Genomic DNA, 18,688 nt, shown 5'->3' with positions numbered 1-18,688 from the left:
CGTGGAGTGCTGCCCATAACCTGGGTTCATATGATCATCGGCCACCCCCGGGAGCGCATGTGAGGCAGTCCAGCGGACACGCCGTCAGACCCACCACCGTCCTTCGCCGGGAGGCCCTGACCGCGACCGTTCCGGTCGCCCTCGCGGCACTGCTCGCCGCCGCCGGGCCCGCGACTGCCGGCACCGGCGGCGCCTCGGGTGCCGGCGACCCGTACTTCCCGCTCGCCGGCAACGGCGGCTACCACGTCGACCACTACGACCTGACCCTGCGTTACGACCCGACGAGCCGTCACCTCGACGGTGCCGCCGTCCTCACCGCCCGCGCCACCCAGGACCTGACCCGTTTCGACCTCGACTTCAAGGGGCTGAAGGTCACCGGCCTGACCGTCGACCACGACCGGGCGGAGTACCGCCGCGACGGCCAGGAACTCGTCGTCACCCCGCCCCGCCCCCTGCGCAAGGGCGAGGAGTTCCGCGTCGGCGTCACCTACAGCGGCATCCCGAAGCAGGTGACCGACCCGGACGGCTCGGCCGACGGGTGGATACAGACCGACGACGGTGCCTTCGTCGCCGGGGAGCCGCAGGGCGCCATGACCTGGTTCCCGGCGAACAGCCACCCCAAGGACAAGTCCTCGTACGACATCACCGTCACCGTCCCGGAAGGCCGCACCGCCGTCGCCAACGGTGTCCTGGCCGGGCAGCGGACCGCGCACGGGCACACCACCTTCCACTGGCGCCAGGTCGAACCCATGGCCGCCTACCTCGCCACCGCGACGGTCGGGAAGTTCAAGGTCGAGCAGTACACCACCCGCGACGGCATCCGCGTCTACAACGCCGTCGACCCGCGCGAGGCGTCCCGGGCGGCACCCGTCCTGAAGAAACTGCCGTCCGTCCTGGAGTGGGAGAGCAAGCTCTTCGGGCCGTACCCGTTCCGCAACGCCGGGTCGATCGTGGACCACGCGCCGAACGTCGGGTACGCGCTGGAGACCCAGTCGCGCCCGCTGTACGACTCGGCGCCGCGCCTGAGCACCCTCGTCCACGAGAGCGCCCACCAGTGGTTCGGCGACTCCGTGTCGCTGACCTCCTGGAAGGACATCTGGCTCAACGAAGGCTTCGCGACCTACGCCGAGTGGCTGTACAGCGAGCAGCACGGCGGCGACAGCGCCCAGAAGACCTTCGACGGCCTCTACCACCACCCGGCGAGCGACCATCTGTGGGCGTTCCCGCCCGGCGACCCCGGCAGCGGCAAGAACATCTTCGACACGCCCGTCTACGCGCGCGGCGCCATGGCCCTGCACGAACTGCGCACCGCCGTCGGTGACCGCACCTTCTTCGGCATCCTTCGGGCCTGGGCGGCCGAACACCGCGACGGGCACGGGACGACCGCGCAGTTCATCCGCCTCGCGGAGCGGAAGTCGGGCAAGGACCTCAACCACCTGTTCACCACGTGGCTGTACAGTCCCGGGAAGCCGAACCAGGCCTAGAACCTGACGAGTTCCTCACATGTGTCGGTCACAGTCGACCCGTGATCATGAATAGATCCCGTGCCGCCCTGCTCGCCGCGTCCCTGTTCCTCACGGGATGTGGCGGCGGGGCGGTGGCGTCGCCGGGCCATCCGTCCGGCGCCCCCTCGGCCACGACGGGCGCACCGGACGTTGCCGCCCTCGCCCTGCCCTCGCCCGAGATGTCCGTCCAGGCCGCCCCGCTGCACCTGCCCGGCCTGGGGCCGGCGACACTGGCTGCGATCCCCGCCGAGGCCCGCCAGGCAGTCGTCGTCACCGGACGCGGCAGGAACTCCCCGCTGTCCACGGTCGTGGTGTACGAACGCACCCCGGCCGGCTGGCGGGCGGGCGCGGACTGGCCCGCGCACAACGCGCTCAAGGGCTGGTCCGACCACCACACGGGTGGCGACCTGCGCTCGCCCGTCGGCGTGTACGGCCTCACCGACGCGGGCGGGCTCCTGGGCGATCCCGGCACCCGGCTGCCGTACCACCACTCCGGCGCATTCACCTCACCCGGCACGGGCTTCGAAGGGGAGCCCCTCGCGGGCTCCTTCGACTACGTGATCGCCATCAACTACAACCGCAGGCCCGGAACTTCGCCCCTCGACTGGACCCGTCCCCTCGGCTCGGGCCGCGGCGGCGGCATATGGTTCCACATCGACCACGGCGGCCCCACCCACGGCTGCATCAGCGTCTCGGAGCCGCACATGAAGGAACTGCTGCGCATGCTCGATCCCGCCCTTCACCCCGTCGTCGTCATGGGCGACGCGAAGTCCCTCGCCCGCTGAAGCGCCTAGGATCCGCCGCGTGTGCGCACATGTGCTGGTCGCCGAGGACGACGAGATGCAGGCCGAACTCATACGCCGCTCCCTGCTGGCGGAGGGCCACTCGGCCACGGTGGTCCATGACGGCGCGGCCGCCCTGGACGCCGCCCGCCGGCTCAGACCCGACCTCGTCGTCCTCGACCTGATGCTGCCCGTGGTCGACGGCTTCGGGGTGTGCCGGGTGCTGCGCGGGGGTGAGGAGGACATACCGGTGTTGATGCTGACCGCACGGTCCGAGGAGGACGACGTCCTGCTCGGCCTGGAACTGGGCGCCGACGACTACATGACCAAGCCGTACAGCCCGCGCGAGCTGATGGCCCGCATCCGTACCGTGCTGCGGCGCAGCGGCCGGACGGCCGGCGCGCGGGAGGATCCCGTCGTACGGGCGGCCGGGCTCGCCGTCGATCCGGAACGGCACGAGGTGCGCTGCGACGACGTACCCGTGGAGTGCACACCGGCCGAGTTCCAGATCCTGCTGGCCATGGCGGCGGAGCCCGAACGGGTCTTCACCCGGCGACAGTTGCTGCAGTGCACCCGCGGTTTCGACCGGGCCTCCACCGAGCGGGCCGTGGACGTCCACATCATGAACCTGCGCAGGAAGATCGAGGCCGACCCGCGCCGGCCGGTGCGGCTGCTCACCGTGTTCGGGGTCGGCTACAAGCTCAGCGGCGGCCGTCCGTGAAGCGCCGCATACCGCTGCGCAAGCGGCTGCTGGTGCGGCTGCTGATCGCGTCGGTACTGATCGCCGTGTGCTCGGTGGCGGCGACGGCCTGGCTGGCGGTGGAGACCACCACCCGCGCCCTGCGTGAGGAACAGGGCCAGGACCTCGCCGACGACATGCGGATCCTCGCGGAGCTCAGCGGCTATGCGGCAACGCACCCCGACTGGAAGGGCGTCGGGGCCACCGTCCGCTCCCTGGCTGCCACCATGGGCCGGCGCATCGCCCTGACCACCGCCGACCGCACCCTCATCGCCGACTCGGCGCGCAAGGGCACCCCCCTGCCCCTCGGCGCCGCCGCCACCGTCGACCCCCTGCACACCGACACCTACACCGAGACCGGCGCACAGCTGAGCGGGATCGACCCCCGAGCCGTGGGACCGTACCGGCTCACGGCGAAGGGGCGCGCCAGGCTGGACGCGGTGGCGGGCAAAATGCAGACGTGTTATCACCGTTTCGGCGTCGCGGCCAAGGTGGAGCAGAGCCCGAGCGGCCGCCCCGTGATCGTGAACTCCGATGGCAGCGAGGTCTCCGGCTACGTGGCCGAGCAGTGCGGCTACTACGGACTGCTCAACCCCACCGCCACGGAGGAGAAGGCACTCGGCGCCCTGACCGACGGCGCCCGCACCTGCCTCCAGCAGCACGGCCTGGACCCCGGCACCCCGCTCTACCTGATGCTCAACCCCAGCGGCAAGGCTCCCGTCAGCCGGTACGCCATCGCCAAGTTCGCCAAAGCGGGCGACCCGAAGGCCATGAAGACGGCGCAGACCTGCACCGACGACGCCCTGCGCGCCCAACTCGACCCGTATGTCGCCCCCGTGGCCGAGCTGTACCTCGGCGGCGACGAGACCACCCCGCCCCGGTTCGACATGTCCCCGGCCAACAAGGCCAAGATCGTCGGGGCCGCCGGTCTCGTCCTGGCCGTCACCCTCGCCGTCACGGCCGTCGTCGCCACACGGCTGGTACGGCCCCTGCGGGCGCTGACCGAGGCGGCGCAGCAGCCGCCGGACAGGCATGTGCGGGTGCCGGTGACCACGCGGGACGAGACCGGCATCCTCGCGGAGGCGTTCAACGACCTCACCGAGCGGCGCGCACGCCTGGAGGCCCAGCGCAAGGCCATGGTCAGCGACATCGCGCACGAACTGCGCAGCCCGCTCACCAACATCCGCGGCTGGCTGGAGGTCACCCGCGACGGCGTCGTCGACGCGGATCCCGCGCTGCTCGGCTCACTGCACGAGGAGGCGCTGGTGCTGCAGCGCATCATCGACGACCTCCAGGACCTCGCGGCCGCCGACGCGGGCACGCTGCGCCTGCACCGCGAACCGGTCCGCGCCGACGAACTGCTGGACCAAGTGGCCGCCGCCCACCGCGTCGCCGCCGCCGCGGCCGGCGTCACCGTACGCACCGAGGAGGACGGCAACCCGTGGCTCGACGCGGATCCGGTGCGCATGCGGCAGGCGCTGGGCAACCTCGTCTCCAACGCGCTGCGGCACACGCCGGCCGACGGCACCGTCACCCTGGCCGCCCGCCGTGACGGCGACGAGGTGGTCTTCACCGTCACCGACACCGGCACGGGCATCGCGCCGGAGGACCTGCCGCATGTCTTCGACCGGTTCTGGCGGGCCGAGAAGTCCCGCAGCCGCCGCACCGGCGGCAGCGGCCTCGGCCTGCCGATCGTGCGCCACCTGGTCGCCGCACACGGCGGAACGGCCCTCGCCGCCTGCGAACCGGGCGCCGGCGCCGTGTTCACCCTGCGACTGCCGGGCGCCCCGGCCCCGAAGAGCTGAGGCGCCCGGACGGGCTCTAACCGTTGCGGGCGGCCGCCCGCCGACGCCGCCTGCGCTGCATGGCGTGCCGTTCCGTCTCGCCGGTGCCGCCCCACACGCCCAGGATCTCCCCGTGGCCCAGCGCCCATTCAAGGCACTGCTCCCGGACCGGGCAGCGGGCGCACACCGCCTTTGCCTTCTCGGTCTGCAACAACGCGGGGCCTGAGGTGCCGATCGGGAAGAACAGCTCGGGGTCCTCGTTTCGGCACGCGGCCTGGTCTCGCCAGTCATCCATGAAATGTCACCTGCGATCGAAGTCGTACGTGCCCTCGCGAATGGCTTACTCGGTTTCGAGTCACCTGTCGATGCGTGAGTGAAACGACGGAAATCACGCCGATACTGTGCTCATTGCTCGCGCATGCCCCACGGGGAGCCGTACGCGGTCAGCAGATCCAGGAACGGACGGGCCGGAAACGCCTCCGGGCCGAGCACACCCGAGCCGGACCAGGCGCCGGTGGCGAGGAGTTCGAGCGCGACCACGGGATTGACGGCGGTCTGCCACACCACCGCCTGGCTGCCGTACTCCGTCATGGACCACTGGTTGTCGACCACGTGGTACAGGTACACCTCGCGCGGCGCACCGTCCTTGACGCCGCGCACCCAGGTGCCCGCACAGGTCTTGCCCTGCATCCGCTCGCCCAGCGTCGCCGGGTCCGGCAGACACGCGGCGACGACGTCCCGGGGCGAGACGGAGACCGGTCCGGCGGAGCCCGGCACGGTCACCGGCGCGGTGCGGTCCAGGCCCAGCAGGTGCAGTGTCTTCAGCGTCTCGATGAACTCCCGGCCCAGCCCGTACTTGAAGGTGACCCGGCGCGCGTCCACCCAGCGCGGGACGAGCAGCACCTCCTCGTGCTCCACGTTCACGCACTCCACGGGACCGATGCCCTCGGGGAAGTCGAAGACCTCCGGCTCGCTGAACGGCTCGGTGGTGAACCAGCCGCGCCCGGCCTCGTAGACCACCGGCGGGTTGAGGCACTCCTCGATGGTGGTCCAGATGCTGAAGGACGGGGCGAAGTCGTAGCCGTCGACGGTGAGGTTCGCTCCGTCGCGGACGCCGATCTCCTCGATCCCGTCGAAGAGTTCATCGGCGGCGTACCGCGCGAAGACGTCCGACAGGCCCGGCTCCACGCCCATGCCGACGAGGGCCAGCGCGCCTGCCTTCCCCCACTCCTCGGCCTGTGCGAACTGGTCGTCGCCGAGCCTGACCCCGCACTCCGCGTACGGCCGCTCGGGATGAGGGTGCGACAGGGACATCGCCATGTCGAGGTAAGTGGCGCCGGCGGAGCGCGCCGCGCGGAACAGCGGCATCACGAAGCGCGGGTCGGTGGCGTTGAGGAGGACGTCGCAGCTGTGCCGGCGCAGCAGCTCCGCCACGGCCGACTCGTCGCTCGCATCGACGCGCTCGGCGCCGAAGCGGCCGTCGTCCAGGGCCGCAACCGCTGCCTCGGCCCGCGCCGGGTCGTAATCGGCCACCACCATCGCCTCGAAGAACGAACGGCGGGCGGCGATCCGGGTGATGGCGGTGCCGACACCGCCGGCGCCCACGAGCAGGACACGCATGACAGATCTCCTTGTCCGGAGGGTTGATGACGAGGGGCCCCGCGGGAGATGAAACGCCGCCGGATCACGTAAGGTCAATGGCGTTGGCATAAGGGCCACAGGAGGTTGTGATGCCCAAACCGGTGGTGTCCGAGGAGAAGCGGCGCAGGCGCCGGCCCACGAAGAGCGGCACGGTGCTCTCGGAGCGGCTGATCGTCGAGACGGCGCTGCGGATGCTGCGCGAACACGGCAGCGCGGGCCTCACCGCCCGCCGTCTGGGTCTCGCCCTGGACGCCGACCCGAGCACCCTCTACCGCTACTTCCGCGGCATGGACGAGCTCACCCTCGCCATCGGCGACGCGCTCATCGGCCAGGCACTCGACGGCTGGCGCCCTACGGGGGAGTGGCGCGCCGACCTGCGCGCGGTCGGCCTGCGCATCCACGCCGCCTACCTCGCCCACCCGCAGGCCGCGGTGCTGACCACCAGCCGGGTCACCGGCCGTGCCAACGAACTGGCTGCCGACGAGGCCGTGCTGGACGTCCTGCGCACCGCCGGATTCCCGCTCCCGGACACGGTGCGCATCTACCAAGCCTTCATCGACCAGACGCTGGCCTTCGCCGCCCTCGACGCCGCCTCCCTCACCCTGCCCAGCGCCGCCCTGCGCGCCGACGAGGACATGTGGCGCTCGACGTACGCCCGGCTGCCCCGCACCACGCACCCCCGGATCGCCGAGGCGGCGCCCCTGCTGGCGGCCCGCATGGTCGACAGCGCGTATCCGACGGCACTGGAGATGCTGCTGGACAGCGCCGCGGCACAGCTGGCGGCACTGGGCTCCTGACGTAATCCGCCCACTCGATTGCTTGATGCAAGTCACGTCTCTATAGTCGGTCGAGTCGATTGCATCAAACAATCGACTGATCGGTGCCGGAGGCGGAACATGGAGCGTCGCTGGAAGGTCCTCGTCGTCACCTCGGCCGTGGTCTTCATGGCCCTGCTGGACGTCACCATCGTGAACATCGCGTTCACCGACCTCGGGCGGCAGTTCCCGCGTGACTCCCTCGCCGACCTGTCGTGGGTGCTGAACGGATACAGCGTCGTGTTCGCCGCCGCCCTCGTACCAGCAGGCCGCCTGGCCGACCGGTACGGACGCCGGCGGCTCTTCCTCGCAGGGCTGCTGCTGTTCCTGGCCGGGTCCGTGGCGAGCGGCCTGGCCACTTCGGTGCCGTTCCTCGTCGCGGCCCGCGTCGTGCAGGCGCTGGGCGCCGCGACCGTGCTGCCGACCTCGCTGAGCCTGACGCTGCCGGAGTTCCCGCCCGAGCGGCGCGGCACCGCGATCGCCCTGTCGACGGCGGCGGGCGCGGTGGCCGCCGGTGTCGGGCCTTCGCTCGGCGGGCTGCTGGTGGACTGGCAGGGCTGGCGTGCGGTGTTCTTCGTCAACCTCGTCATCGGCCTGCCCGCGCTCGTGGCAGCCGCACGGCTGCTGCGCGAGAGCCGCGACGAGCGGGCGGAGGGCGTTCCCGACGTCCTCGGCGCGCTGTTGCTGGTCGGCGCCGTGGGCGGCCTCGCACTGGGCATCGTCAAGGGCGCGGACTGGGGCTGGAGTTCGGTCGGAGTGCTCGCCGCCTTCGGGACCGCCGCCGTACTGCTGCCGCTGTTCGTCCTGCGGTCCGTCGCCCACGCCACACCGGTGGCGGACCTCGGCCTGTTCCGCCTCCGGTCCTTCACCGTGGCCACCCTCGGCACGTTCGTCTTCGGCGCCGGGTTCTTCGCCTCGCTGCTGTGCAATGTGCTGTTCTTGACCACCGTCTGGGACTGGCCGGTGCTGCGCGCCGGAGCCGCAGTCACACCGGGACCCGTGATGGCCGCCCTCATGGCGCCACTGGCGGGCCGGCTCACGGACCGCCACGGACCGCGCGTCGCCGCCGTGCCGGGCACCCTCCTCTTCGGCACCGGCCCGCTCCTGTTGGCTCTGACCGCCACGACCGAACCGCACTACTGGCCGGTCCTCTTCCCGGCGGCGACCATCACCGGCGTCGGAGTCGGGCTGTCCCTGCCCGCGCTCGGCGGCGCCGCCGTGCTGGAACTGCCGTCGCCGAGCCTGACCACCGGCATCGGCATGACGTCCGCCCTGCGTCAACTGGGCGCCGTCGTGGGGGTCGCGGCCCTGGTCGCCCTCCTCGGCACACCCGGACCCCAGGCCCTCGGCGGCTTCCGCCACGCCTGGCTCATGATCACCGGCGCGGGCTGGCTCGCCGCCGTCGTCTCGCTCGCCCTGGGCCGCATCCGGGCACCGCGGCCGCAACCCGAGACGGCTGCCCGCCGGCGCACCGCGCCACTGAACGAAGCGCCATGACGTCACAGAAGGAGAGGCCATGAAGGACACCGACGCCCTGCGCCGTGCCGTGCGCTGGCCCGGCATCCCCGACCGGGTGACCGCCGTGCTCGCCCAGCAGATGCTCGCGGCCCGCCAATTCCGCGAAGGCCACGACTACTTCACCGCCCTCAGCGCCGAACGTCCCGAATCGGCGCTGTCGGAAAGCCTCGCGGGAGTCTTCCAGGCTCGCGTCGACGGACCGGACGAGAAGGCGATCGCCCGGCTCGACGCGGCTGCGGAACGCGGGCTCGGGCTGCCGCAGTACTTCAGGGGAACCGCCCTCGCGGGCCTGCCGGACTGCGCGGGCCGGGCCGACACGGTGATCGCCGACCTGGAGTTCGTGCTCGCCGTGCGGGACCGGTTCCCGGCCGGGTTCCTGCGCTCCGTGCACGCCGCCCTGGCCCGTGCCTACACCTGCCAGGGCCGTACGGAGGAAGCCCGGGCGGCGCGCGAGCGGCTCGGACACGCCCCCGGCCTGTCACTCGTCACGGACTACCAGGTCAGCGCCGAGGACGGCCTGCGCATGACCGCACCACGGCTGGTCGAAATGGCCCCGGGCGTACACGTCGCCCAGGGCTACGACCTCGCCGACTTCGCGTTCGTCCGCACGGACGACGGCATCGTGGCGATCGACGCGGCGAGTCACCCCCGGCACGTGGACGCGGCCCTGCGCGATCTGCGGGACGTCACTCGGGCACCGATCACCCATGTGATCCTCACCCATGCTCACTTCGACCACATCGGCGGCCTGGAGGCACTCGCCGGCCCAGGAACCCAGGTCGTCGCCCAGGCCGCCTTCTCCGACGAACTCGCGCTGCAGGCCGTGAGTCCGCCGCCCTTCCCGGCGCTGCTGCCGGACGGCCAGGAGCGCCGTCCGCACGTCGTCCCGGACCGGCTCGTGCAGCAGCCCGAGACCCTGACCGTCGGCGGCCGAAGGTTCACGCTCATCCCCGTCGCCGGAGGCGAGACCCGCGACGGCCTGCTCGTCCAACTTCCGGACGAAGGCGTGGTCTTCGTCGGCGACATGTGCATGCCCTACCTCGGTGCGCCGTTCTTCGCCGAAGGCTCGGCAGAGGGGCTGTTCGACGCCCTGCAGACGGTCCGGGACCTGCGCCCCCGGCTGCTGATCCACGGCCACCCGCCGCTGACCGAGAACTTCACCGTCGAGGCGCTGCCCGGCCTGCTCGCCGCCCTGCGGGAGCTGCACGCCGTCGTCGCGGACGACATCGTCGCGGGCCGGTCGCTGACCGACGTGCTGGACCGCGACCACCTTCCCGAGGTGCTGCGCGGGCATCCGGCCGCGATCCTCCCGTACCTGATCATGCGCGAGGGCTTCGTCCAGCGCGTCCACGACCAGCGGACCGGCTACTGGAAGGCGGACGGGGACGGGGTGGACCCCGTCGGCCGGGCGCAGTGGGCCGCCGCGCTGGACCTGCTGGCCGGCGGCCGGGCCGAGGCGTTCGCCGCGGCGGGTGAGCAACTGCTGACGCGCGGGGAGCCGGCCGCGGCCCTCAGGATCGTCGACTGCGCCCTGCTGAGCCACCCGGACGACACGCCGCTCGCCGAGCTGCGCCGACGGATCCTGCACGCTCTCGTCGAACGGCACCAGCTCTTCAGCCCGTTCAGGTTCGCGTACTACGCGGGGCTCGCGGGACTGACGGTGGCCCCTGCCGGCTGAGCCCCGGGTCCGGGCTCCATCTCGCAGTCGTACGGCCCCAGCGGCTTCCCGCAGGCGGTGCAGGTGAGCCCGGGCCGCAGCCGGCCGCCGCAGCCGCGGTGCAGGACCACCAGCGGCGGCCCCTGCGGCGCCCGGTGCCCGTCCCCCCACAGCAGCAAGGACATGATCACCGGCCACAGGTCCAGGCCCGCCGGGGTCACCACGTACTCGTACCGCTCCGGCCGGGTCTGATAGAGCCGCCGCTCGAGAATCCCGGCCTCGCAGAGCTTGCCCAGCCGGTCGGACAGCACGTTGTGCGCGATGCCGAGGCTGCCGCGGAAGTCCTCGAACCTCCGCGTGCCGCGCAGCGCGTCCCGCACGATCAGCAACGTCCAGCGTTCGCCGATCACTTCGAGCGACCGGGCGATCGAGCAGACCTGACCTTCGTACGTACGAGGAAGCACGCCCCCATCCTACGTCGATTGCATCAAGCAAGTCAGTGGCGCGGGACGGCCCCGCCGCGCAGCGTCCCGGCAGCCGCCTCCGTCACCGCCAAGGCGACCGCCGCGAGCGCCGGGGAGTCCAGCTTCCACTGCTGCCAGTACAACGGGACGTCGAGGGCCCGCTCCGGCGCGAGGTGCACCAGACGCCCGGCCCGCAGCAGCGGCTCGGCCTGCACCTCGGGCACCAGACCCCAGCCCAGGCCCAGCGCGACGGACTCGGCGAACCCCTCCGAGGTGGGCACGAAATGCCGCACGGGACTCGCCTCGCCCCTGTCGCGCCGCAGCCTGCGCACGAAGGCGTCCTGGAGGTCGTCGCTGCGGTCGAAGGTGACCGTCGGCGCCACCGCCAGCGCCTCCCGCAACGGCCCGCCGAAATACTCCCGGGCGAAGTCCGGACTGGCCACCGGCACATAACGCATCCGCCCCAGGGCCCGCACACTGCAGCCCGCGACGGGCTCGGCGGACGAGGTCACGGCCGCCATCACCAGCCCTTCCCGCAGCAGCGACGCCGTACGGGTCTCGTCCTCGCGACGCAGCTCGAAACAGAGCCGGGCTTCGTGCCGCACCCGTGTCAGCGCCGGTAGGAGCCAGGTGGCCAGCGAGTCGGCGTTCACCGCGATCGAGACCCGGGTCGGCTCCCCGGCCCCGCTCATGCCGAGCTCCGCGCGCGCATCACGCTCCAGACGCGCCAGCTGACGGGCGAACCGCACGACGACCTCGCCCGACTCGGTCGGCCGCACCGGCTTGGTGCGCATCAGCTGCACCCGGCCGGTGCGCTGCTCCAGCGCCTTGACCCGCTGACTGACCGCCGAGGGCGTCACATGCAGCGCCGCGGCCGCCGCGTCGAACGTGCCCTCGTCGACCACGGCCAGCAGCGTGCGCACCTGGTCGAGCGGCAGCTCCGTCAGTTCGGACTTCACAGTGGCTAATGATACGTAAGAATCTTTAGCTGTACGTGCAGTGATCGGCTCCGTAGCTTCGATGCCATGACCAACGCTCTGACCGCCGCGGCCGCAGGCTTCGGCACCGGCCTCTCGCTCATCGTCGCCATCGGTGCCCAGAACGCCTTCGTCCTGCGCCAGGGGATCCGCCGCGACGCGGTCCTCGCCGTCGTCGGCATCTGCGCCCTGTCCGACGCCGTCCTCATCGCACTCGGCGTCGGCGGCGTGGGCGCCGTGGTGGTCGCATACCCGCAGGCGCTCACCGCGGTCGGCTGGATCGGCGGCGCCTTCCTGCTCTGCTACGGCGCCTTCGCCGCCCGCCGGGTGCTGAAGCCGGGCGGCGTCCTGCGGACCGAGGGGGAGACGACGGGCTCGCGCAGGCGGGCCGTGCTCACCTGCCTGGCACTGACGTGGCTCAACCCGCACGTCTACCTCGACACCGTGTTCCTGCTCGGCTCGATCGCCGCCCAACGCGGCCCCCTGCGCTGGACGTTCGGCCTCGGCGCCACCCTCGCCAGCCTGTGCTGGTTCGCCGCGCTCGGCTTCGGCGCCCGCGGGCTCGGCCGCTTCCTGGCCAGGCCCGCGGCCTGGCGGATCCTGGACGGCCTGGTCGCCGCAACGATGCTCGCGCTGGGCGGCATGCTCGTTGCGAGGGCGTGAAGTCCGTGGTGTGAAGTCCACAAGCTGAGATCGCCCGTCCCGAACTCCTGGACGGTACTGGGATAGTGATCCCGGACCCGAAAGATGCATCGAGCAACCAGGAAGCCCGTGGACACCAGCGAGAGCAGTACCGAACCGCAGTCACCGGACCCGGTCGCGGTCGACCCGCCTCGGCGCGGCTGGCGCCGGTGGGCCATGGACACCCGGCCGCTGCGCATTCCGGCCTACCGCCGGCTGTGGTCCTCGACGATCGTCACGGCCGTCGGCAGCCAGCTCACCGCGGTCGCCGTGCCCAAGCAGATCTACGACATCACCGGCTCCTCCGCGTGGGTCGGCGCGGCGAGCCTCGCCGGGCTGCTGCCGCTGATCGTGTTCGCGCTGTGGGGCGGTGCGGTCGCCGACAGCATGGACCGCCGCAAGCTGCTCCTGATCACCAACAGCGGCATCGCCGTCACCTCGCTGCTGTTCTGGCTCCAGGCTTTCGCCGGGCTCGAGTCCGTGGCCGCGCTGATGGTGCTGCTCGCGATGCAACAGGCGTTCTGGGGCCTGAACGCCCCCGCCCGCAACGCCTCCATAGCCCGACTGGTACCCGAGGGTCAGCTGCCCGCTGCCAACGCCCTCGGCTCGACCGTCATGCAGACCGGGCAGGTGGTCGGACCGCTGCTCGCGGGCGCCCTGATCCCGGTCATCGGCCTGCCCGAGCTGTACCTGATCGACGCCCTCGCTCTCTGCCTCACGGTGTGGGCGGTCTACAGGCTGCCTTCCCTGCCGCCCCTGTCGGGCACGGAGAAGCGACGCGCGGGCGTACGGGAGATAGCGGAGGGCTTCCGCTACATCTCCGGGCACAAGGTGCTGCTGCTGTCCTTCCTCGCCGACATCGTCGCGATGGTCCTCGGCATGCCCCGCGCCCTGTTCCCGCAGCTCGCCGCCCAGACCTACGGCTCCTACGGCGAAGGGCTCGCCCTCGGCCTGCTGTTCGCGGCGATCCCCATCGGCGCGGTGCTCGGGGGACTGTTCTCGGGCACGTTCTCCAGGGCCCGCCGGCACGGCTGGATGGTGATCGGCGCGGTCGTCGCCTGGGGCGCGGCGATCACCGGGTTCGGGCTGAGCGGCAACCTGTGGGTCGCGACCGCTTTCCTGGCCCTGGCCGGGGTCGCCGACATGGTCTCGATGGTCTTTCGCGGGGCGATCCTGCTGTCGGCCGCCACCGACGAGATGCGCGGCCGTATGCAGGGTGTCTTCACGGTCGTCGTCGCGGGCGGCCCGCGCCTGGCCGACGTCCTGCACGGCACCGCGGGCTCGGCCTTCGGCCCGCGCACGGCGGTGGCGGGCGGCGGCCTCCTCGTCGTCGTGGTGATGCTGACCCTGACCGCCGCGATCCCGGCCCTGCGACGCTACCGCATCTGACCCCGGGGACGGTCCGGGGCCTGTCCGGCCCTCTCCGCCACCCTCGGCTCCGTTCGAGTGGGAGCCGCGACCTCGCTCGGCGCGACTGCAAGATGCCGTTCCGACAGCCGACCTGACCTGCCGGAAGGGGCTGGGCCCGGTGGTTCGGATCAGCTCGGCGTCGCGGGTCGAACGGCAGAGCCTAGAGCGCGCTGCGTCCGCGGCCCGCGTGCTGTTCCATGAGCTTGCCCCGGGTCATCTCCAGCCGGTGCGCGAGGATCTCCGCGACGCTGCGCACCAGCGCGAGCCCGAGCCGGGTGTCCTGCTCGCACAGCCGCAGCACCGCCGCTGCGTCGAACTCGTAGGCGCGGACAGGGCTGAAGGCCTCCGCGCCGAAGTCCCACTCGTGCGGCGGGAACAGCCAGGACCAGCCGAGGAGATCGCCCGAGCCGAGGCTCGCCACGGTCACCCGGTGCAGCGAGTTGACCCGCTGGTCGAGCGAGACGGCGCCCGAGCGGATGACCCAGAAGCGGTCGGCTTTGCCGCCCGCCTCGAAGATCCGGGTGTCCTCCGGGAAGGAGACCTCCTGCGCGAGCGTCATCAGGCTCTGCCGCTGGGGAGGGGGAAGGGCGGTCAGAAGTTTAATCGCTTTGGTCATGACGCGGGGCTCCTCGCCGGGGATCGGTTCCGGTGCTTTCCCTACGCTCATTTCAGCCGCTGCCGGCGCCCCGAGCACCTCGGCGGACAGCAGTTCCTGCCGAGAACCGCCAAGACATGAAAAAGCCCTGGCTGGACGGGGGAGGCCAGCCAGGGCCGTAAGCGGTGGCGTCGGAGGACGGTACGGTCGACTCCGGCACCACGTATGAATGAACCGTAAACCATCTGCCGCTGTTTTGCTCACCCGGAACCGGGTCACGTGACCGGTTTCACTCCTTGGGCTCTGCGCCGGCCGCCACGACCCTGATCGTCTCGAGCTTCGGATCGCTGGGGTCCGGCAGGTACATCCCCGCCTCCAGACCGGTGCGCAGATACCGCAGAACGGGTTCGGTGAGCCGCTCGCCGGGCAGCAGCGCCGGGATCCCGGGCGGGTACGGCGTGATCATCTCCGCTGCCACCCGGCCTGCGGCAGCCTCGGTGGGCACGTTCTCCGTGGGGCCGAAGAAGGCGTCCCGGGGCAGCACGGCCTGGGTCAGGCGCAGCTCGGACGGCGACGGCACGTCCACCCGCGGTCCCGGCCCGAGTCCCGGCGCGGCGCGGGCCAGATCCTTGAGCGCGGCGAGCAGCTCGCCTGTCGTCTGCCGGTCGTCACCATGGGTGATCTGCGCGCCGATCCGGCGGTGGTCCACCAGATGGGCGTCCAGGGCCCGCTGCTCCCGCAGCCAGTCCGCGGCCCTGAACCCCGTGATCTCCAGCCCGCCGATGTCGATGATCACCGGCAGCGGATCGAGGTCGTCGGCCAGGCCCGGACCGCAGAAGTCCGCCCGGTCGTTGACGTGCATCCCGTCGATCTCCTCGACGGCGGCACGGACCTCGGCCGCGAGGTCCAGCGCGCCGCCCATCAACTCCCCGCCGTGCAGGGCCATCTGGCGGCGCCAGCCGTCGAGTCCGGCGTAGATCAGCACCGAGGGGCTGGTGCTGCCCAGCAGGTCGGCCCGCATCTTCAGCAGCTCCGGCGGGACGAGATCGCCGCGGAGGTGGAAGACCGAGCCCTGCTCCAGGCCGCTGCCCATCTTGTGGATGCTCGTCACACAGATGTCCGCGCCCGCGTCCATCGCCCACGTCGGCAGGTCGGGATGGAACGGCAGATGGGCGCCCCAGGCCTCGTCCACGACGAGGGGCACGGGGCGCCGGTGGCAGACCTCCGCGATCGCCTGCAGATCTGCGCAGCTGCCGTACGGCGTCGGGCTGGTGACCAGAGCACCCCTCGCGTCGGGATGGGCCTCGAAGGCTGCTTCGAAGTCGTCCGGGGACGGCGGATGCGCCAGGTGGCGCTGCGCGTCCCAGCGCGGCTCGACCCAGACGGGCTCGATGCTCGACAGGATCAACCCCGACACGACGGACTTGTGGGCGTCCCGGCCGACCAGCAGCTTCTCGTGCGGTCCCGCGACCGCCAGCATCGCCGCCTTGACGGACAGCGAGCTGCCGCACGTGGTGAAGAAGGTGTGCTCGGCGTGCACGGCATCGGCCATCAGCTCCTCGGCACGGACCAGCACCCGCCCCCGGGTGAGCCGGTCGTCCAGCCCGCCCGATGCCAGCACGTCACCGAGGAACACCGCATCACCCAGCACCTCCCGCACGGCGGGATCGGCGCCGCGAGCCTGCTTGTGGCCCGGAGGCGTGAACCCCAACCGCCCGCGCCGGTGGTACTCGGCCAGTGCTTCCAGAATGGGCGCTCGGCTGTGATCGGCTGTCATGCGCACCCGGGTTCCCGCCATCGGGCACCGCCAATCGGGCGCACAGCGAGCCTTCCAAGCAAAAGCCCGCCCGGTCCGCAGGCCCTGTCAGGCGGTTTTGCCCGGGGTCAGGATCTCGTCCAGCACCCTGAGGACGGCTTCGTAGGCCAGCGTCCGTACGGCGGCTTCGCGCGCCGCCTCCGGCTCGTCCGCCCGCAGGCCCTCGTCCCGCGCCCGCCACCGGTGCTTCTCCTGCTGTGCGCAGGCCCGCGCACGCTGGATGCGCCGCAGCAGTTCGTCTGAGTCCACGACATCGGTCATGACATCCGCGTACCCCCCAATGGCCGGGGCACGTACTTTCCACCCGGAGGTTTGGCGGGGGCCGCTCAGGTGAGCCGAACAAAGAGACCTGCGGTGCTCGCGCAGCGGAAGCCGAATCGCTGCGGACGGGCGGGGGAACAGCCGTGTCCGAGAGGTGTTTGGTGCCGGCCCGGACTGCGGCGGCCGCGGGTGAGGCAGGGTCCGGCTTCTCTTCCCCCGTACAAGGAGGCCGGTTCTTCACCGATCAGGGAGCCAGGCGATGTGCGAGGAGCACGGGACCGAATCCGCCCTCGGGCGACTGGGCGCGCAGCGGACCGGGCCGCCGCGTTCGTGCAAGCCCGCCGAAGCGCGCAGGGCGGTCGAGCAGGCAGTCACCGAACGCTGCAGGGCCGGTCACACCTACTGCGACGAGGAGGCTCTGGGGGACGCCCTGCTCGTCGCCACCGAGCTGACGACCAATGCCATCCTGCACGGCGGCGGCGTCACGGACTTCCGCGTCGACGTCCTCGGAACGGGCGTGCGCGTCTCGGTGAGCGACCGCAGCGACCGGCTGCCCGTCACCAGGCCGCCCTCGGATCCGCGGCGCCGGCACCGCGTCGGCGGCCACGGCTGGCCCATCGTGTGCCGGCTGGCCCGTGACGTGCGCGTTTCGGAACTTCCCGCCGGCGGGAAGTGCATCACGGCCGTCGTCGCCTTCCGCTGAACGCCGTTCACGACGGGGCGGCGTTTGTCCCCGCGATCGCCGGGCATACGGATGTTCGTGCTTCGGACCGGAGGCGCGCCAGCGGGAGCGGCATGGCTGCCCCGGGCCCTCCAGTCGGTCCGGGCGGCGGCCTCCCCGCGGTAGTCCCTGAAACCCCTCGTTCAGGAGCGGATCCGCATGCTTATCGACATGTCGACCAGCACTTCCGGCACGCAGGCCCGGACGACCGCCCCCACCCGGCGGCACGACGACGCCCCCGACACGGCGGACCTCTTCGCCCGCCTGGCCACCCTGGAGGACGGCCCGGAGCGGGAGGCGGTCCGCGACGAACTCGTCACGGCCTGGCTGCCCATGGCCCACCGGATCGCCGGGCGCTTCCGCGACCGCGGCGAGTCCATCGAGGACCTCCGTCAGGTCGCGGCACTCGGCCTGGTCAAGGCGATCGACCGGTTCGCCCCCGAGCGGGGAGCCTTCGAGAGCTACGCCGTGCCCACCATCACCGGCGAGGTCAAGCGGCACTTCCGGGACCGGATGTGGGCCCTCAGGGTGCCCCGCCGCATCCAGGAACTGCGCAACAAGGTACGGGTGGCGCGCCGCGAGCTGACCCAGACCCCGGGCAGCCCCGAACCCTCCACCGCCGACATCGCCGCCCACACCGGGCTCACCGAGGACGAGGTCAACTCCGGCCTGGAAGCCCTCGACAGCTTCAGCACCCTGTCGCTGGACGCCGAACTCTCCGGCGACGAGGACGGCTACAGCCTCGCCGACACCCTCGGCGCTGCGGACTCCGCGTACGACGTCGTCATCGACCGCGAAGCCGCCAAGGAAGGCCTGCGGCGCCTGCCCGAACGCGACCGCGCCATCCTCTACCTGCGCTACTTCGAGGACATGACACAGAGCAGGATCGCCGACCGGTTCGGCATCTCCCAGATGCATGTCTCCCGCCTCATCAGCCGCAGCTGCGCCCGGGTGCGGGCCGAGGCACTGGGTCAGGCGGGCAGCAGTGGACGGGCGGCCGCGGCTTGAGCGGCACGCAGCGAGCAGGAGGACCGATGCTGATCCCTCATCCTGCCGTCCTGCGCAGGCTTGTCGAGGAGTACGAGACGGCGCTGGCCGAGGAGGCCGAGCGCGGCGGCGGGGCGAGCCCGCGGGTCGAGGACCTGGCCTACACCCTGTGCGTGTCGACCGGCACACGCAACGTGGGGCGGGCCCTGGAAGCGGCCCACCGGCTGCTCGGGGCCACAGCCCGGCCGAGATCGCAGGCGCCGGAGATCGGGGTCCGGTGACACCAGGCATGGGAAACGTCGACGTCCAGGTCGCCGGCCGGGCGGAGCGCGGCC

The 18,688-nt window shown here is 71.9% G+C and carries 19 protein-coding genes; 12 read left to right on the top strand and 7 right to left on the bottom strand.

Annotation, left to right across the window (positions count from 1 at the left end):
- Nucleotides 1-59 precede the first annotated feature (59 nt).
- Genes AB0N07_RS22425 through AB0N07_RS22410 form a run of 4 tightly spaced genes read left to right on the top strand, consistent with a single transcriptional unit; the run spans nucleotide 60 to nucleotide 4,831 of the window.
- Nucleotides 60-1,484, top strand: a complete 1,425-nt coding sequence (locus AB0N07_RS22425) for a M1 family metallopeptidase (protein WP_365837646.1) — start codon at nucleotides 60-62, stop codon at nucleotides 1,482-1,484.
- A gap of 41 nt (nucleotides 1,485-1,525) precedes the next feature.
- Entirely contained in the window at nucleotides 1,526-2,290 is a 765-nt protein-coding gene (locus AB0N07_RS22420; protein ID WP_365837644.1) for a L,D-transpeptidase family protein, read from the top strand.
- Between the two features lie 19 nt (nucleotides 2,291-2,309).
- A complete protein-coding gene (locus AB0N07_RS22415; RefSeq protein ID WP_365837642.1) occupies nucleotides 2,310-3,008 on the top strand; it encodes a response regulator transcription factor in 699 nt (232 codons plus the stop codon).
- Nucleotides 3,005-4,831, top strand: a complete 1,827-nt coding sequence (locus tag AB0N07_RS22410; protein WP_365837640.1) for a HAMP domain-containing sensor histidine kinase — start codon at nucleotides 3,005-3,007, stop codon at nucleotides 4,829-4,831. Before AB0N07_RS22415 ends, AB0N07_RS22410 begins: the two co-directional genes overlap by 4 nt.
- Nucleotides 4,832-4,847: 16 nt before the next feature.
- Here AB0N07_RS22410 and AB0N07_RS22405 read toward each other — a convergent pair whose 3' ends face one another.
- Together AB0N07_RS22405 and AB0N07_RS22400 are read right to left on the bottom strand one after the other, a co-directional pair.
- Complete coding sequence (locus AB0N07_RS22405; RefSeq protein WP_266964416.1) at nucleotides 4,848-5,105, bottom strand: WhiB family transcriptional regulator; 258 nt, start codon at nucleotides 5,103-5,105, stop codon at nucleotides 4,848-4,850.
- A gap of 110 nt (nucleotides 5,106-5,215) precedes the next feature.
- Nucleotides 5,216-6,430: a saccharopine dehydrogenase C-terminal domain-containing protein gene (locus tag AB0N07_RS22400; RefSeq protein ID WP_365837638.1), complete on the bottom strand. Its 1,215-nt coding sequence runs from the start codon at nucleotides 6,428-6,430 to the stop codon at nucleotides 5,216-5,218.
- Nucleotides 6,431-6,540: 110 nt separating this feature from the next.
- Here AB0N07_RS22400 and AB0N07_RS22395 point away from each other — a divergent pair, with 110 nt between their 5' ends.
- The 3 genes from AB0N07_RS22395 to AB0N07_RS22385 all read left to right on the top strand — a co-directional run bounded on the left by AB0N07_RS22395 (nucleotide 6,541) and on the right by AB0N07_RS22385 (nucleotide 10,462).
- On the top strand, nucleotides 6,541-7,248 hold the full coding sequence (locus AB0N07_RS22395; protein WP_365837636.1) for a TetR/AcrR family transcriptional regulator: 708 nt from the start codon (nucleotides 6,541-6,543) through the stop codon (nucleotides 7,246-7,248).
- 99 nt (nucleotides 7,249-7,347) lie between these two features.
- Nucleotides 7,348-8,763, top strand: a complete 1,416-nt coding sequence (locus tag AB0N07_RS22390) for a DHA2 family efflux MFS transporter permease subunit (protein ID WP_365837634.1) — start codon at nucleotides 7,348-7,350, stop codon at nucleotides 8,761-8,763.
- 19 nt (nucleotides 8,764-8,782) lie between these two features.
- The gene (locus AB0N07_RS22385) at nucleotides 8,783-10,462 is read left to right on the top strand and encodes an MBL fold metallo-hydrolase (RefSeq protein ID WP_365837632.1); all 1,680 of its coding nucleotides are present in this window, start codon (nucleotides 8,783-8,785) and stop codon (nucleotides 10,460-10,462) included.
- Here AB0N07_RS22385 and AB0N07_RS22380 read toward each other — a convergent pair.
- Together AB0N07_RS22380 and AB0N07_RS22375 are read right to left on the bottom strand one after the other, a co-directional pair.
- A complete protein-coding gene (locus tag AB0N07_RS22380) occupies nucleotides 10,420-10,905 on the bottom strand; it encodes a helix-turn-helix domain-containing protein (protein WP_365837630.1) in 486 nt (161 codons plus the stop codon). The two genes, AB0N07_RS22385 and AB0N07_RS22380, sit on opposite strands and share 43 nt — an antisense overlap.
- Nucleotides 10,906-10,937: 32 nt before the next feature.
- The gene (locus tag AB0N07_RS22375) at nucleotides 10,938-11,864 is read right to left on the bottom strand and encodes a LysR family transcriptional regulator ArgP (RefSeq protein WP_365837628.1); all 927 of its coding nucleotides are present in this window, start codon (nucleotides 11,862-11,864) and stop codon (nucleotides 10,938-10,940) included.
- A gap of 66 nt (nucleotides 11,865-11,930) precedes the next feature.
- On the opposite strand from AB0N07_RS22375, the gene AB0N07_RS22370 reads away from it, so the two are divergent.
- On the top strand, nucleotides 11,931-12,545 hold the full coding sequence (locus AB0N07_RS22370; protein ID WP_365837626.1) for a LysE/ArgO family amino acid transporter: 615 nt from the start codon (nucleotides 11,931-11,933) through the stop codon (nucleotides 12,543-12,545).
- A gap of 108 nt (nucleotides 12,546-12,653) precedes the next feature.
- Nucleotides 12,654-13,952, top strand: coding sequence for an MFS transporter (locus AB0N07_RS22365; protein ID WP_365837624.1), 1,299 nt, complete (start codon nucleotides 12,654-12,656; stop codon nucleotides 13,950-13,952).
- A 181-nt stretch (nucleotides 13,953-14,133) separates the two neighbouring features.
- On the opposite strand, the gene AB0N07_RS22360 is transcribed toward AB0N07_RS22365, so the two are convergent.
- From AB0N07_RS22360 to AB0N07_RS22350, 3 genes are all read right to left on the bottom strand, one after another.
- Nucleotides 14,134-14,589: a cyclic nucleotide-binding domain-containing protein gene (locus AB0N07_RS22360; protein ID WP_365837622.1), complete on the bottom strand. Its 456-nt coding sequence runs from the start codon at nucleotides 14,587-14,589 to the stop codon at nucleotides 14,134-14,136.
- 268 nt (nucleotides 14,590-14,857) lie between these two features.
- Complete coding sequence (locus tag AB0N07_RS22355; RefSeq protein WP_365837620.1) at nucleotides 14,858-16,345, bottom strand: ornithine decarboxylase; 1,488 nt, start codon at nucleotides 16,343-16,345, stop codon at nucleotides 14,858-14,860.
- An 87-nt stretch (nucleotides 16,346-16,432) separates the two neighbouring features.
- Nucleotides 16,433-16,645 (bottom strand): hypothetical protein, encoded by a 213-nt coding sequence (locus tag AB0N07_RS22350; RefSeq protein ID WP_365837618.1) that lies wholly within the window; start codon nucleotides 16,643-16,645, stop codon nucleotides 16,433-16,435.
- Nucleotides 16,646-16,904: 259 nt separating this feature from the next.
- Between AB0N07_RS22350 and AB0N07_RS22345 the strand changes: the two genes are divergently transcribed.
- The 3 genes from AB0N07_RS22345 to AB0N07_RS22335 all read left to right on the top strand — a co-directional run bounded on the left by AB0N07_RS22345 (nucleotide 16,905) and on the right by AB0N07_RS22335 (nucleotide 18,634).
- On the top strand, nucleotides 16,905-17,348 hold the full coding sequence (locus tag AB0N07_RS22345) for an ATP-binding protein (protein WP_365837616.1): 444 nt from the start codon (nucleotides 16,905-16,907) through the stop codon (nucleotides 17,346-17,348).
- 177 nt (nucleotides 17,349-17,525) lie between these two features.
- On the top strand, nucleotides 17,526-18,374 hold the full coding sequence (locus tag AB0N07_RS22340; protein WP_365837614.1) for a SigB/SigF/SigG family RNA polymerase sigma factor: 849 nt from the start codon (nucleotides 17,526-17,528) through the stop codon (nucleotides 18,372-18,374).
- A gap of 26 nt (nucleotides 18,375-18,400) precedes the next feature.
- On the top strand, nucleotides 18,401-18,634 hold the full coding sequence (locus AB0N07_RS22335) for a DUF5133 domain-containing protein (protein ID WP_365837612.1): 234 nt from the start codon (nucleotides 18,401-18,403) through the stop codon (nucleotides 18,632-18,634).
- The last annotated feature ends 54 nt before the right edge of the window (nucleotides 18,635-18,688 follow it).

The sequence above is a fragment of the Streptomyces sp. NPDC051172 genome (assembly GCF_040682555.1).
Lineage (GTDB): Bacteria > Actinomycetota > Actinomycetes > Streptomycetales > Streptomycetaceae > Streptomyces.
The sequence above is the reverse complement of the archived record's forward strand: the minus strand, read 5'-3'. Positions and strand labels throughout refer to the sequence as shown.

Excerpts from the sequence above, each read along its gene's own strand:
- AB0N07_RS22345 (WP_365837616.1), top strand. The coding sequence starts at position 16,905 with ATGTGCGAGGAGCACGGGACCGAATCCGCCCTCGGGCGACTGGGCGCG.
- AB0N07_RS22355 (WP_365837620.1), bottom strand. The coding sequence starts at position 16,345 with ATGACAGCCGATCACAGCCGAGCGCCCATTCTGGAAGCACTGGCCGAG.
- AB0N07_RS22400 (WP_365837638.1), bottom strand. The coding sequence starts at position 6,430 with ATGCGTGTCCTGCTCGTGGGCGCCGGCGGTGTCGGCACCGCCATCACC.
- AB0N07_RS22350 (WP_365837618.1), bottom strand. The coding sequence starts at position 16,645 with ATGACCGATGTCGTGGACTCAGACGAACTGCTGCGGCGCATCCAGCGT.
- AB0N07_RS22335 (WP_365837612.1), top strand. The coding sequence starts at position 18,401 with ATGCTGATCCCTCATCCTGCCGTCCTGCGCAGGCTTGTCGAGGAGTAC.
- AB0N07_RS22340 (WP_365837614.1), top strand. The coding sequence starts at position 17,526 with ATGCTTATCGACATGTCGACCAGCACTTCCGGCACGCAGGCCCGGACG.
- AB0N07_RS22390 (WP_365837634.1), top strand. The coding sequence starts at position 7,348 with ATGGAGCGTCGCTGGAAGGTCCTCGTCGTCACCTCGGCCGTGGTCTTC.
- AB0N07_RS22370 (WP_365837626.1), top strand. The coding sequence starts at position 11,931 with ATGACCAACGCTCTGACCGCCGCGGCCGCAGGCTTCGGCACCGGCCTC.
- AB0N07_RS22385 (WP_365837632.1), top strand. The coding sequence starts at position 8,783 with ATGAAGGACACCGACGCCCTGCGCCGTGCCGTGCGCTGGCCCGGCATC.
- AB0N07_RS22395 (WP_365837636.1), top strand. The coding sequence starts at position 6,541 with ATGCCCAAACCGGTGGTGTCCGAGGAGAAGCGGCGCAGGCGCCGGCCC.
- AB0N07_RS22405 (WP_266964416.1), bottom strand. The coding sequence starts at position 5,105 with ATGGATGACTGGCGAGACCAGGCCGCGTGCCGAAACGAGGACCCCGAG.
- AB0N07_RS22360 (WP_365837622.1), bottom strand. The coding sequence starts at position 14,589 with ATGACCAAAGCGATTAAACTTCTGACCGCCCTTCCCCCTCCCCAGCGG.